At 71.9% G+C, this 13,775-nt stretch carries 14 protein-coding genes; 8 read left to right on the top strand and 6 right to left on the bottom strand.

Features of this window, described 5'->3' with window-relative positions:
- Positions 1-9 precede the first annotated feature (9 nt).
- The gene (locus V7004_RS01580) at positions 10-504 is read left to right on the top strand and encodes an SRPBCC family protein (RefSeq protein ID WP_334141438.1); all 495 of its coding nucleotides are present in this window, start codon (positions 10-12) and stop codon (positions 502-504) included.
- Between the two features lie 18 nt (positions 505-522).
- Here the strand turns inward: V7004_RS01580 and V7004_RS01585 are convergent, their stop codons facing one another.
- Positions 523-1,779, bottom strand: a complete 1,257-nt coding sequence (locus V7004_RS01585) for a lipase family protein (RefSeq protein ID WP_334141439.1) — start codon at positions 1,777-1,779, stop codon at positions 523-525.
- A 52-nt stretch (positions 1,780-1,831) separates the two neighbouring features.
- Positions 1,832-3,061, bottom strand: coding sequence for an MFS transporter (locus tag V7004_RS01590; RefSeq protein ID WP_334141441.1), 1,230 nt, complete (start codon positions 3,059-3,061; stop codon positions 1,832-1,834).
- 80 nt (positions 3,062-3,141) lie between these two features.
- Between V7004_RS01590 and V7004_RS01595 the strand changes: the two genes are divergently transcribed.
- On the top strand, positions 3,142-3,555 hold the full coding sequence (locus V7004_RS01595; RefSeq protein ID WP_334141443.1) for a DUF1801 domain-containing protein: 414 nt from the start codon (positions 3,142-3,144) through the stop codon (positions 3,553-3,555).
- A gap of 93 nt (positions 3,556-3,648) precedes the next feature.
- Here the strand turns inward: V7004_RS01595 and V7004_RS01600 are convergent, their stop codons facing one another.
- From V7004_RS01600 to V7004_RS01615, 4 genes are all read right to left on the bottom strand, one after another.
- Entirely contained in the window at positions 3,649-4,137 is a 489-nt protein-coding gene (locus V7004_RS01600; protein ID WP_334141444.1) for a hypothetical protein, read from the bottom strand.
- Positions 4,138-4,234: 97 nt separating this feature from the next.
- Positions 4,235-5,329 carry a hypothetical protein gene (locus V7004_RS01605; protein WP_334141445.1) on the bottom strand — a complete coding sequence of 365 codons (1,095 nt, stop codon included), beginning with the start codon at positions 5,327-5,329 and terminating at the stop codon, positions 4,235-4,237.
- Positions 5,330-5,340: 11 nt separating this feature from the next.
- Entirely contained in the window at positions 5,341-5,538 is a 198-nt protein-coding gene (locus tag V7004_RS01610; protein WP_334141446.1) for a hypothetical protein, read from the bottom strand.
- A gap of 92 nt (positions 5,539-5,630) precedes the next feature.
- Complete coding sequence (locus V7004_RS01615; RefSeq protein WP_334141447.1) at positions 5,631-8,333, bottom strand: LuxR C-terminal-related transcriptional regulator; 2,703 nt, start codon at positions 8,331-8,333, stop codon at positions 5,631-5,633.
- A gap of 260 nt (positions 8,334-8,593) precedes the next feature.
- Here V7004_RS01615 and V7004_RS01620 point away from each other — a divergent pair, with 260 nt between their 5' ends.
- The 6 genes from V7004_RS01620 to V7004_RS01645 all read left to right on the top strand — a co-directional run bounded on the left by V7004_RS01620 (position 8,594) and on the right by V7004_RS01645 (position 13,669).
- Positions 8,594-9,976: a hypothetical protein gene (locus V7004_RS01620; RefSeq protein WP_334141449.1), complete on the top strand. Its 1,383-nt coding sequence runs from the start codon at positions 8,594-8,596 to the stop codon at positions 9,974-9,976.
- 158 nt (positions 9,977-10,134) lie between these two features.
- Positions 10,135-10,500: an ArsR/SmtB family transcription factor gene (locus tag V7004_RS01625; protein ID WP_334141450.1), complete on the top strand. Its 366-nt coding sequence runs from the start codon at positions 10,135-10,137 to the stop codon at positions 10,498-10,500.
- Positions 10,497-10,985 (top strand): SRPBCC family protein, encoded by a 489-nt coding sequence (locus V7004_RS01630; RefSeq protein ID WP_334141451.1) that lies wholly within the window; start codon positions 10,497-10,499, stop codon positions 10,983-10,985. The genes V7004_RS01625 and V7004_RS01630 overlap by 4 nt, the downstream gene beginning before the upstream one ends.
- 293 nt (positions 10,986-11,278) lie before the next feature.
- The gene (locus V7004_RS01635; protein ID WP_334141452.1) at positions 11,279-11,485 is read left to right on the top strand and encodes a nuclear transport factor 2 family protein; all 207 of its coding nucleotides are present in this window, start codon (positions 11,279-11,281) and stop codon (positions 11,483-11,485) included.
- The gene (locus tag V7004_RS01640; RefSeq protein ID WP_334141453.1) at positions 11,482-12,435 is read left to right on the top strand and encodes an RNA polymerase subunit sigma-70; all 954 of its coding nucleotides are present in this window, start codon (positions 11,482-11,484) and stop codon (positions 12,433-12,435) included. The genes V7004_RS01635 and V7004_RS01640 overlap by 4 nt, the downstream gene beginning before the upstream one ends.
- Positions 12,436-12,508: 73 nt before the next feature.
- A complete protein-coding gene (locus tag V7004_RS01645) occupies positions 12,509-13,669 on the top strand; it encodes a hypothetical protein (protein ID WP_334141454.1) in 1,161 nt (386 codons plus the stop codon).
- Positions 13,670-13,775 lie beyond the last annotated feature (106 nt).

Below are 13,775 nucleotides of genomic sequence, written 5' to 3' on the forward strand. Positions count from 1 at the left end.
GAGCGAACGATGCCCATCGTCCGAGTGGACAAAGACCTCGAGGCCCATACCCTGACCATCGTCGCCGAGTACGACGCCCCTACGGAGCGGGTCTGGCAGCTCTACGCCGACCCTCGACAGCTCGAGCGGTTCTGGGGTCCGCCCACCTGGCCGGCGACGGTGATCGACCACGACCTCACCCCGGGCGGGCGCGTCACCTACGTGATGACCGGTCCCGAGGGAGAGAAGTCCGCCGGTTACTGGGACGTGCTGGAGGTGGATCCGCCGCGGCGGTTCGTGGTGGTGGACGGCTTCGCCGACGACGACGGCCAGCCGAACCCGGAGATGCCCACCACCCACATGGAAGTGGAGCTCATCGAGCGGGCGGGCGGCGGCACGACCATGACCGTGCGCTCGACCTTCACCTCCACCGAGACCATGGCCCGCATGCTGGAGATGGGCATGGAAGAAGGGCTACGGCAGGCGATGGGTCAGATCGACGCGGTCCTGGCGGGCACGAGCTGAGCATCGAGCCCGGGGCGCTCACTCGCCCGAGGGCACGGCGGCGGGGTACGGGTCGATGGTGGGCGGGATGTGGCAGGTGTTGCCCACGGCCCGGCCAGCGAACACGTCCCACAGATACACGCCGGCTAGGGTGCCGGCCCGCTCGCCCGCTCCGGTGTGGCCCTGCCCACCGAGCCACACCATCGACAGGTCCGACCCCGCGTCGCACCACCGCTCGACCAGCAGCGCGGTCGTGTTCGGCACCACCACCTCGTCGTGAGTGCCCTGCACGATCAGGACCGGGACGTTGGTGACTGGCGGCGGGGTCTGGTCGGTCAGCGCCGCGGCCCACTGGGCATCGTCAGCCGGGTTGTGGGCGAAGAAACGCTCCCCCAGTTTCTGGTGTAGCAGCCCTTCGAGCGCCGCGGTCAGCACGCAGTCCTCCGCCAGCCGCGCCGTTCGGGCCGAGCGGGGCCGGTTGACGATGCCGTCGAGGGGCAGATCGGGATAGACGTTCGGCCACGCCTCGACCACCTCGGGCCCGATCACCCAGGCGACGTCCTGGTCCCACTGCTCGTCCACCAACGGCACGAGCTCGGCAGCCGGCGCGGCCGCGGTCACCGCCACCAGGTCGAGCTCGGGCGCGTACTCCCCGGCGAGCACGCCGGTCCACAGCGCCGAGTGACCACCCTGGGAATGACCGTAGACCGCCCAGTCCGTGCCGGCTTCAGCACCGGGGAACTGCCGAGCGGCACGGACCGAGTTGACGACGTCGTAGGCTTCCGCCCGCCCGATCAGGTACAGCGAGGGGCCGGGGGTGCCCAGGCCCGCGTAGTCGGTGGCCACCACCACCCAGCCGAACTTCACCATCTGCAGCATCCAGGGCTCGGTGAGGTTGTCGGCGATGGGGCTCGGACGCCGCGACGGGGCGCAGGCGTCGCCGAGCCCGACGGTGGGATGCGCCCACGCCACCACCTTTCGACCACCCGGGGGAGCGGGCGTATCGGGCACCAGGATGAAGCCACCGCTCACGGTCGGCGAGCCGTCCGGGGCCTCGGACACGTAGAGGATGCGGTACGCGCTGGCCCCTTCGATCTGCTCGCCGAGTGGCTCGTAGCGGATCAGATGCCCGGGATCGGTGGACGGCAACGGGTCGGGCGGGGTGTAGAAGGGATCGAGGGCCTGCTGCTCCTGGCGGCTGCGGTGCTCGTCGCTCATGTACTTCGCGATCACGACCACGACGGCCACGACGACCAGCACGCCGACGAGGGCGCCGAGGACTCGCAGAACCTTCATCGTCCTCGATCATGGCATGCGGCCTCGGCGACGACGGGCACTGCTGGCGAGGTCAGTCCGGGCGGCCGGTCGCCACCAGCACCGCGAAGGACACCACCATCGTCGCCGCCAGGGCACCGAACGCCCAGGCGGGCGAGACGAGGCCGTAGAGAATGCCGGTGATCGCGCTGGCGGCGAGGTTGCCCCCGGATTGCACCGCGGACAGCAGGCCGAACGACGAGCCCCGGAGGGTCTCGGGGGCCAGCGTCGCCACCGCCGCGTGCTCGGCCGTCTCGACCATGCCGATGGCCACACCCGCGGCGACGAACGCCGGAGCGAGCCCCAGGACCGTCGATGCGCCGACGGCGAACAGCGCGTACGCGACGGCGAAGAAGGCGACACCCATCGCCAGGGTGCGGGTGGCGCCGCGGCGATCACCGTGGCGTCCCGCTGGGATGCTGGCGAGGGTGGCGGCGATGTTGTAGGCGACATACAGCCCGATCGCGAGCTGGGCGGCGGTCTCGGCATCGCGGCCCGCCCCGAGCAGGTCGGTCGCCCGCAGGATGAGCAGCGTGGCCGCGCAGTTGCCGAGCTCGAAGATCGAGATGCCCGCCATCACCCCACCGAGCCGGCCCCGGAGCACCGGACGGATCCTGACACGGATCGGTTCCCGGACCCGTACCCGGGGCTGGACGGTGTGGCGGATGGCGTAGACGATCGACAGCGCCGCCAACAGCCCGGGGATGATCGACAACCCGATGGCCCAGCGGACACCCACCGCCCCGACGAGCACGATGGCGAGCAACGGACCGATGACCGCACCCAGGTTGTCCATCGCGCGCTCGAGTCCGTACGCCCGCCCGTAGGTGGAGGGTGGCGCGATGTCCGCCAGTAGCGCGTTGCGGGCCGGGACCCGCAGGCCCCGAGCGGTCCAGGCGCCGGCGCGCAGGATCGCCACCTGCCAGGCCGCGGTGGCGCCGGCGGTGGCGGCCGAGAGCACCGCGGTGGTGGTGTAGCCACCGACCGCGATGGCGCGCCGGCGTTGCGGATCATCGGCCAGCGCACCGCCGCCGAGCCGAGCCAGGCCCGCCAGTCCGTCCGAGACCCCCTCGATGAGACCAAGGACCGAGGCCGGGGCGCCGAGGGTGGAGGTGAGCAGGCTGGGCAGCAACGCGGTCGGGATCTCGTGGCCGGCGTCGGCCAGAAGGCTCGCGCCGCCGATGCCCGTCACCCCCGGCGTGAGCCAGGTCTCGGGGGCACGTGCGATCGGGCCCTGGCCCGGGCCTTCTGCGGCGGCGCCCATCCGCCCACGCTAGGCCGGTGCGCGGGGCAGCATGTGAGTCGCTGACGTTGTGGCGCCGGGCATCGCCTAGCGTCCCCGCCATGCCCAAAGCACGCAAGCCCGTCTCGTCACGCCGGCCACCCGTCCCGGCCACGAGCCACGAGGTCATCGACGACTGGATGCGGGAGGTGATGCCCGCGATGGTTCCGCTCGTCCGGGCCGTCGACGAGTTGATCCGGGCCACGATCACGGACCTGCACTATGCGGTGAAGTGGAGCAAGGCGCACTACGGCGTGCCCGGGCTCGGCTGGGTCATCGAGCTGGCGGCGTACCACCGGTCGATCAACGTGGTGTTCTTCGGTGGTGCGGACCTGGCTCCTCCCCCGCCGCTGGGCGACACCGACCGGTCCCGCTACGTGAAGCTCTTCGCCCTGGAGGAGATCGCCCGGCCTCAGCTGCGGGCCTGGATCGAGCAGGCCGGCCGCACCCCCGGTTGGGGTGAGCCTCCGGCGTGACGGCCAGGACAGCCCGGGCGGGCGGCTCGACCACCGCTCCGAAGCATGGCGCAAAGGGTCGGCCGGACGGCGTCCGATCGCACCCCGGAGGCGTCACCGCCAGTTGAGCGTGTTGCAGGTGCCGCTCAGTTCGAACGGTGTCTCGGCGAAGTCGAACACCGCCGTGCCGGACCCGGTGAACGATCCGTCGTCGGAGACCGTGAGCGTCTTGGCTTTCCCGTCGAGGACAACCGACATCTGGTCGGTCACATCGCTCATGGTCACCTCGCCGGTACCGTCATCGACCTCGAGCCTCAGGCTCCACTTCCCGTCAGCGGTTTTGCCGGCGCCCTGGATCGACTGTGCCGTCGCGCTGACGCAGGGCTCGAGCGTGAACGTCTCGGTGCGGCCGGCGAAACGCAACGTCGCCGAGCCGGTGAAGGAGCCTCCACTCGACGCAGCCCCACCCGCATCGGCCCCGGACGCACTCGACGACGTGCTCGTGGACGGTGCGTCGCCGCCAGCAGCGGAGGTGGTCTTGCTACCACCGCCGCCACACGCAGCGGCCGACAGCACCATGATCAGACCGAGCACGGTGCTCAACGCCGCTCGGCGCCGCGACCCGGTCGAGCCGGAAGGAATCAGGCCTGGTACATGCATGGCATCTCGCTTTCACACGGGAGCACGCCGGCCGGCGCGCTCATGAGGGGCACTGCACGGTCAACGTCCCGGTGATGACGACCGTGCCGTCGCTGCCGGTGAACGTGCCGTCGACCTCGATCGTCTGCTCGCCGTCGCGGCCGGTCCGCGCCAGGTCGGCTTGCCCCCGCAACGGGCTCGGGCCGAGCGCACCGCTGCCGAAGCGAGCGGAGCCGTCCGGGTCCACTTCGAGGTAGCCCATCGCCGACGCGTCGGTGCTGACCAGGGGGATCTCCACCACCCCGTCGCACGAGAAGGCACCTCCGGGACGATAGGACCACGTACCGGCCAGATCCCCGGTGGTGACGAGCCGGCCGCTCACCGGTTGATCGGCGCCCGAACCGGAGGTGCTCGACGTCGACGAGGGGGAGGAAACCGACGAACGGCTGACGGCCTGGCGACCGGCGTCCAGCAGCTCCTGCGCCACCGCCCGCAGGCCCTCCTCGTCGGGTGGGTCCGCCAGGGTGGCCACGACCACCACCAGCCCCCCGTCCCGGGCCATCAACCAGCTCACGGACCCGACGGGTGAGCTGACCAGCCGAGCATCCTCGCCCAGGCCGGCGACCGTGCGGACGGTGGCGTCCACCAGCGGGGCCGAGCCTCCCTGCGAGGTGTAAGGGGTGAGCAGCCGATCGAACATCCGTGAGCCGAGCTCATCCGGCGAGGTGAGCTGGTCGCCGGGTGCCCACGCGACGAACGTGGCCAGATGGGTGGTCACCGGTGGCGGGTCCCACACGCAGGTGGACAGCTCACCGATGATCATCGTGTCGAGGTTGATGACATCCTCGAAGAAGATCTGCTCGCCCCGGCTGGACGTGATCACCGGCTTCGCCTGCTCGCCGTCGAGCAGCCGGTCCACGAGATCGGGGCTCGGCGCGCAGATGCCCTCGGGCAGCACCGGCTCGGAGGAGTCGGCAGCCTCACCCTCAGCCAGCGGCCGGCTCGATGCTCCTGCCTCCCCGCTTCCCGCGCCAGGCCCGGCCGATCGATCCGCCGTGCCGCTACCTCGCCCACACCCCGCGGCGACCCCCACCACGGCGAGGCCGACCAGCAGCGTCAGCAGCACGAGCGGCCGGCGTGGTCGGTGCGACGGCATCCGATGCCCGCTCACGGGGCCTCCCCACCGTCGAGGTCGGTCCTCAGATCACGCAGTCGCCGGCGGGCCACCTCCCGGAGCGGTCCCAGCGCCTCCGGGGCCATGCCCAGCACCCACGCCGCCTGGTGGTCGGGGATGGCCAGTTGCTCCAGACGCAGCGCGACGAGGTGCGCCAGCGGCAGCTCCTCGACGGGATCCCGGGGCGGCATGAGCAAAGGATGCGACCGAGCCGGCCCCCTGTCATCGGTAGCGCGCTACGTAGGGCCCGGCGATCGGCCCCGCTGTGTCGGGTGGCCCCCGGTCAGCTCAGCTGGAACAGGTCGGCCAGGTCGCGGCGGCTGTTGATGCCGAGCTTGGTGTACACCCGTTGCAGGTGGGTCTCGACCGTGCGCACGGACAGGCCCAGGTGGTCCGCCACCTCCGCGTTGGAACGCCCGGCGCCCGCCAGCTCGGCCACCTCCCGCTCCCGGGCAGTCAGCGCGGGGTGCTCGAGCTCGGCCAACCGCCGCAGCAGCGGCGTTCGCGGGTTGCCGCACCTGCGGGCCAGCTCCAGGGCCCGATGCTGCTCGGCCCGGGCCCGGCGGGAGGACCCGGCCCGTTGGTAGGCCCATGCGGCGGCCGCAGCCCACTCCGCCGCGTGCAACTGCAAACCCAACGCCTCGAGTCCCCGAGCGTGGTCGGCGATCACGTCCGGTGCGCCGCTCGCCAGGGCGGCCACCGCGGCCGCCAACCCCGGAGCGAGCGGCCCGTCGGGCATCGCCGGCAGGCGGTCGATCGCCGCCGCCGCCCCGGGGGCATCGCCGTGGCGGGCCACGTCCACCCAGGCGAACAGGGCGTAGGTGCCCGCCCCCATCGCCGCGGCCCGCGCCGCCGCCGCCCGCGAGCACCGTCGGGCTTCCTCCAGTGCACCGCCGGCGGCGGCGACCACCCCCTCGAGCCGGAGCCGCTCGGTCTCGTAGAGCGGCAGCCGGGACCCCACCTCGGGGATCCGGGCCCGGCGACCGAGCAGGGCCTGCGTGGCTCGCCAGTTGTCCACCGCCGAAGGCAGAAAGCCGAGGTCGGCGGGGAGCAGGTCGGCCACCGCGGCCGCCAACCATCGATCGGCTTCCTCCAGCAGACCCCGCCAGATGGCCCCGAGACCGAGGTGCAGTGCGGCCACGCCCCGTTGCAGGGCGACGTCGTCTGCCACACCGTGCTCGTAGGCCATCCGAGCGAGGGCATCCGCCTGGTCGAAACGACCCGACCACTGGAGGGCCAGCATCAACCCGGTGCCGAGCTGGCCGACGGTGTGCGGCAGCTCATCGCGCACCTCGTGCGCGACGAGCAGCCCCGCCTGCGCGGTGTCGATGGCCTCATCGATCCGGCCGGCGAGCGCCAGCGCGGGGACGAGACCGAACCGGGCACGCATCCGGTCCTCCGCGGTCGCGGCGGGCGTGCCCAGCAGGTGCTCCGCGAGGTTGGTCAACTCCTCGAGCCGGCCGGCCAGGAGCAGCATGGGGACCCGTTGACCGTCCAGCCATTCCTGGCGGGTAGGGCCGCTCAGCGGGTCAGCGTTGCGGCCCTCCGAGGCCGGACCGGTCGATCGGGCACCCAGCTCGTCGAGCAGCGCCAGCGCGTCCTCCGGTCGCCGCAGACCGAACGCCAGATTGTTGGCCCGCATGACCGCGATCGACACCCCGCGCTGGTCCAGCTCCGGGGGCACGAACGCGGCGAGGGTCTCTTCGGCTCGGGCGCTGCGCCCCGCGAACATGTCGGTCTGGGCCAGCACCACCGCGGCGGCCGCTCGCTCGCCGGCGGCCGCGGCGCGCGTCGCCAGGCGACGGGCGAGATCCGGGGCCACCATGGCGCACTGGTGGGCCGCGGTGAGCAGCTCGGCCACGGCGACCTCCCGCTCGAGCTCGACCAGCCACGACACCCGCCGCAGGAGATCCCGCAGCGACCCGGTCGTGGTGAGGCCATCGGCGAGCTTCCCGAGCAGCCGGCGTCGCCGGGGGGCACTCAGGCGGGCCAGGAGGACCTCTCCGATCAGCGGGTGGCCGAGCCGCACGGTGAGCACCCCTTCCTCGGACGAAGTGTCCAGCACACCGTGCTCCTCAAGCTGCTCCACCGTCCCGGCGGGCACCAGCTCGACCAGATCCGCGAGCGCGACGGGCTCCGCCAACGCGACCAGCTCCGCCGCTTCGCGTTGGTCGGGCTCCAGCCGACCGAGGTGCGCGCCGACCACCTCGGAAAGCCGTTCCGGGACTCGCAGCTGCCCGGTCCATCGCCACCACCCGCCCGTGAACTGGAACGCTCCGTTGGCCAGCCCGTCGACCACCAGCTCGCGGAGGAAAAGCGTGTTGCCACACGTGGCGGCCATCAGCCGGTCCACCGTGGACTCCGTGGCCGGGCCGCCGAGCACCGCCGCGAGCAAGGTGGCGGTCTCCGAGCGGGTGAGAGGCTGCAGGTCGAGGCGCACCGCGTCGTCGTCCTTCCACAGCGCCACCACCGGCGCAGGGCAGGGGTGGTTGGTCCGCACGGTGGCCAGGACGGTCACCGAGGGCGAGCGCGCGAGGTGGAGCACCAGCGCTGCGGACTGCTCGTCGAGGAGATGCGCGTCGTCGACCACCAGCAGCACGGGGCGCCCCTGGGCCCGGTCGCCGAGCGTGCGGCGCACCAGGGCCACGGGCGAGCTGAGCAGCGGCCCCGTGGCGGGAGCGGGAAGCCGCTCGAGCAGGTGGGCGAACGGACTGAAGGGGACCGAGCCGGCGGTGACGGTCACCCACTCGACGTGGGATCCCCGGCCATCGTCCCGGCCCGCCGCGAGCCGGGCACTCGCTTCCCGGGCGAGGCGGGTCTTGCCCACACCGGCCCGCCCGGCCAGCACCACCCCGCGTCCGCCCGTCAGGGTCTCCACCGTCAGGGTCAGCTCGTGCTCCCGGCCGGTGAGCGGCCACCGCTGTTGCGCGCGCCGGGTCGACGGGTCACCGACGATGGATGCGCCCCCGTCCGTCCCCACGGTCACGACGACATCATGGCAAGCCACCGCCTCAGCCGCCGCAGCGCTACGTAGCCGCCTACGGACGACGCCGCCCGAAGGCTCGATCATCGTTGGCATCGATGACAGGACGACCCATACCTCGAAGGCGGCCGGGTCATCCCGGTCAGCCCGGGCTCTCGACCCGGGTCCTCGCCACCGTGCTGATCGCGGCCGTTCTGGCCGCGTGCAGCTCCGGCTCAGGCCCCGGCGGCGACGCTCAGGACCGTGAGCCCGGATCCGGAGCCGTGGCGGGGAACGACGACACCCGAGACGTCGGCGCTCCTTCCGGATCGAACCTGCTCCCCCGGGTGCCAGGACCCGACGAGGCGGTCGATCCCCGCGACCACGGCATCACGCTCGCTGCCGGGACGGTGGTGGTGCCGGGCGGTCGGGGGGTCGTGGTCGACGTCACCCCTGATGGCCGCACGTTCACCCTCGCCCGCTCGGCCGCCGGTGTCGACCAGATCAGGGAGGGCTCCGTGCTGCTGGTCACCGGGATGCTCGCCGGGCGAGTGGAGGCGACGCGCCCCACCGGTGACGGCGTGGCGGTGACCCTGGGCCCCGTGGCGTTGACCGATCTGGTCCAGGAAGGCCGGCTCGAGCTCGACTCGACCGAGCTGCGACCGTCCGATGCGATCGTGCACGTCTGGGAGGAGCCGGTGGACCCCGGCACCTACGGGGTCCCGCCCTCCGATCAAGACTCCGGTCCCGATGTCACCGAGGCAACGACGCAAGGGGCGGCCCGGGCTCGGCTGGCGTCGATGACCGGTGGAGGGGTGCCGCTCGAGTCGAGCGGGTCCACACAGGTCACCTACGGCGACTACCGGATCAAGATCGCCTCCACCGAGAAGCCCAGCGGAGACGTGACCCGGGAGATCGCGGTCACCGGTACCCGAGGCGGGATCGACTTCACGATGAGCGCGAAGGCCACGCAGAAGCCGTTCCGGGCCGACGGCGTGCTCGACGTGGTCGGCGGGGTCGTCCGAGGCGGCCGGTTCGAAGTCGGGAGCCTGTCGGGCAGCGTCGAGCTGAAAGCCACCGCCCGGTTCACCAATGGGGACAAGTCCTTCGACGACCTCATCAAGGTCCCCTGGGAGGAGAGCTACCCGATCATCATCGCGGGCATCCCCTTCAACGTGAGTCTCAAGGCCAGCCTGTCGGCCACCCCGTCGTTCACGACGTCACCGGCCGAGCTCGGTGCATCGCTGAAGATCTCCTTCGACGGGAACGGTGGTTGGACCCTGCAGGACCGGGCGCTCGCCCCGATCGCCGAGCTGGTGCTCCGAGAGGTCGAGTCGCCGACCAGCACGGCGGTGAGCACCTTCGGCGCCGCCGGCATGGTGGTGGCGTTGCAGCTCCCACGGATCGGGTTCGGCATCGGGTTCGGGCCCATCAGTGCCGGGGTGTTCGTCGACCTCGTGACCAGCGTCGGCTACACCACCACTGGCGCGCACGCCATGGCCCAGTGCGACCGCTTCGACCTGTCGCTGGTCGGCCGAGCCGGCATCGAGCAGAAGTTCGGCTTGCTCGGCTTCGGGATCAACGACGAGGCATCAGCCAAGGTCGACCTGGCGAAGTCCTCGACCAGCCACGTCTTCCCACCGACCGCCGCCTGCCCGCTGGACTGACCGGAGGCGGGGCGCGCCCGCCGCAGCAGCGAAGCGGTGCGCACGACCGGAGTCGGGGTCCGTCCCGCTCCCCATCTCCCGCCATACAGGGCTTGCTACTAGTTCACATTCCTGTTAAATAACTGATAGATGAACTATCTGTTGGCGCGCCAGGTGCGATGACGGTCACTGCCCTCGACCGGTTCGACGCCGTGTTCGCCGCCCTGTCCGATCCCACGAGGCGAGCGATCGTGCAGCGCCTCGCGGAGGGGGAGGCGACGGTGCTCGAGCTGGCCGAGCCCTTCCCGATCAGCCTCCCGGCCATCTCCCGCCACCTGAAGATCCTCGAGCAGGCCGGTCTCATCAGCCGCCGCCGCGACGGGCAACGGCGTCCGTGCCGACTGCAGCCGGAGCCGCTCGTCGAGATCGCGGCCTGGGCCGAGCACACCCGGGCCGCGTGGGAACAGCGTCTCGACCGTCTGGAAGCCCACGTCCACCGTTCCGCCGCACGAACCCGCAACCCATCGAGACCGGAGGCACGATGAGCACCAACCCGCCCGGCAGCAACGCGACGACCTGGGAGCTCGATCGCGAAGCGGTCCTCGTCCGGGTCATCGACGCTCCCCGCGAGGCGGTGTTCGCCGCCTGGATCCAGGCCGAGGAGTTCTGCCAGTGGTTCGGCCCCGACGGGTTCCGCTGCACCGTTCACGAGATGGACGTGCGCCCCGGCGGGCGAGCCCGCTTCGACCTGACCACCCCGGACGGCACGGTGTTCCCGAACCGGTTCGACTACGTCGAGGTCGTCCTGAACGAGCGGCTGGTGATGGACCACGGCTCGGACGTCGACGACGACCCGTCCCGTTTCCGGGTCACGATCACCTTCGATGAGCAGGATGACGGCAAGACGGTGCTCACGCTGCGACAGCTCCACCCCACGGTGGAGCAGCGCAACGCGGTCATCGGCTTCGGCGCCGTCGAACTGGGTCTGCAGACGATGCAGAAGCTCGCTCGCCATCTCGGAGCTGCCTGAGCCCCCGGCGGCGTGCAGGACCGCGGCTGAGGGGTCGTCGCCATCGGCTTCCCATCGTCCCAGCATCCCGTCCGCCATCCGGGGACCACCCCGTTCGGCGCTCAAGGGGTGCGACCGATGAACACCAGCAGCCTGGTCTGGGCGTCGGCGTCCTCGGGCACCGGGACCCGAGGGCGGCCGTGGCCACTGCGCCGGAGCTGATCGTCCAGGGGCGACATCCGCTCGAGCCGGCTCCGCGATGAATGAGGCGGTCCCGCTCGTCTGTACTGGTGAGCACGGCGAAGGGAGCTGCCATGGACACCGACCACGATCCGGAACGTGAGATCCGGGCTCTCAACCGCATGGCGAACCACCCTGGTCGCCCCGACGAGCAGGTCACCTGGTCCCGCGGGACTCGGGTGTTCCGCCGGATCGGCGGGCGGTGGCTGATGGTGCACCAGCACGTGTCGTTCCCTGTGGACACCGCCACCGGCCTCGCCGCCACCGGCCTGGTGCCATGACGGTCGATCCCGAGCCACCCGAGCGGTCGAGCGACCTCGCCGCCGCGTTCGACCAGCACCGCAAGGAGATCCACGTCCACTGCTACCGCATGACCGGCTCGGTCACCGACGCCGAGGACCTCACGCAGGAGACCTTCCTGCGGGCCTGGCGGGCCCGGGACCGCTACGAGCACCGGGCGTCGCTGCGCACCTGGCTGTACCGCATCGCGACCAACGCGTGTCTCGACCACCTCGCACGGAAGCGGCGGGCGACGCGGTGGGCATCCCCCGGGGCGATCCTCGAGCAGGACCGCCACCTGGACCCCTACCCCGACGAGATCGGCGAGCCCGGCGATCCGAGCGACGCCGTGGTGTCGAAGGAGACCACCGAGCTGGCGGTCCTGGCCGCCCTCCTGTACCTGTCCCCTCGCCAGCGGGTGGCGTTCATCGCCCGGGACCTCATCGGGCTGACCGCCGCGGAGACCGCGGAGCTGCTCGAGACCTCCGTCCCCTCCGCCAACAGCCTGGTGCAACGGGCCCGGGCCCGGGTACGGCCCCATCTCGACCAGCCTCGGACAGCCGTCCCCGAGCCACGGGCAGCCCGGCTCGTACGCCGGTACGTGCACGCCCACGAGCATGGCGACGTCGAGGGGATCATGGCCCTGCTCGCCGACGACATCCGCATCGCCATGCCGCCCGAACCGCCGTGTCTCGGCGCGCCGTCCGCGGCCGAGTTCTTCCACGCGATCCTCGGCCCCGATCGGCCTGGGAGCTGGAGGCTCGAGGCCGTGCGCGCGAACGGCCGGCCCGCCACCGCCAACTACCTCCGCCGCGATGGCGACGACGAGTACCGGGCGCTGTCCATCGACGTGCTCGACATCCGAGGCGAGCGGATCGTGGCCATCCGCTGCTTCCTCGGCGATCGAGCATTCCAGGCCTTCGAGCTCCCGCTTCGCGTCCTCGGCCGCTGACGTTGCGGGCCGACGCAGCGGCTTCGTGCCGGTGACACACCGCCGCAGCGGGATCGTGCGCCAGAATCGCTCGATGGATCGCACGATCATCGAGGCGGGGCTGGCGGAGGTCCTTCGCACCGCGTGGCAGGCACCGGAGCTGGTCCTCGAGCGGGTCGACGAGCACCGCGACCGATCGGCCGAAGCGGGGCAGCCCTGGCTGGAGGTCAAGTACGGCCCCAGCGGGCGGCGGGCCTGGCACGGCGTCGTGCCGGTCACGGTCACCACCCGGTCCACACCGGGCGCCGATCCCCAGCGGACCAAGTTGGCGATCAAGGTCAACCCGGTCAGAGGAGTCGGGGAAACCCTGATCCCCTGGATCGTCGAGCGTGCGGACATCGATCTGCCGCGGCCGTACGGCTCGTTCCGGACCACCGCCGAAGCCCGGGCGACCGGCGAGCGCGAGGTTCACCTGTACGAGCTCGGTCAGGCGGTGCCGGCGCTGCGGGCGGTGCTACCCCCGTACCTGGGGCGAATCGACGACCCCGCGTCAGGTGAGCACGCGCTGGTGCTCGGTTGGGTGGAGCTGGACGGGCTCGACGCCAGTGGTGCCCACCTCGACTGGCCGCCGCACCGCCTGGAAGCGGCTGCCCGAGCCGCGGCCTGCTGGCACGCAGCCCTCGCGGACCACCTCGAGGAGCTGTCGTGGGCCGCGCCCCGGCCGAGCACGGCAGACCGGGTCGCCGATGCCGACCTGTACGCGGCGGTGCTCGAAGATGCCCATCGCCGCTTCCCGGAGGTCGTCACCGATGCGGTGCTGCGCCGGCGGCACGCGCTGCTCGACACCCTCAGCTCGTGGCACCGGGCCAAGGACGAGCTGGTCGCCACCCTCGCGCACAACGACTACAACGCACGCAACGTGGGGTTCGCCGGTCCCCGGCCGATCGCGTTGGACTGGGAGATCGCGCGGATCGACACCCCTACCAGGGACCTGGTCGAGCTGCTCACCTTCGGTCTCGGTCCCGGGTTCGATCCCGACCTGTTCCACACGGTGGTCGAGGCGGCCAGGTCCACGCTGCACGAGCAGGGGGTGCCGATCGACGCCGAGCGGTGGCGCGACGCCGTCCGGGCCGAGATCCGGGCGGAAGCCTTGGACCGGGTGGGGATGCAGAGCCTGTTCGAGACCGAGTTCGCGCTGCCGTACTTCACCAGGATCCAGACCACGGTCGAGCGCCTGCTGGATCTCACGGACTGACCGGACCTCACCGGCGACGGGCGCTGGCCGTCACCCCCCGACGGCATGTCGGCTCCGACACCGAACCGTGGGATACTCACCGCCACTGCCGGCGCCACCCCCCCGG

Origin of the sequence: Rhabdothermincola sp. (assembly GCF_036846205.1) — a bacterium.
Classification (GTDB): Bacteria; Actinomycetota; Acidimicrobiia; order Acidimicrobiales; family Acidimicrobilacustridaceae; genus Rhabdothermincola.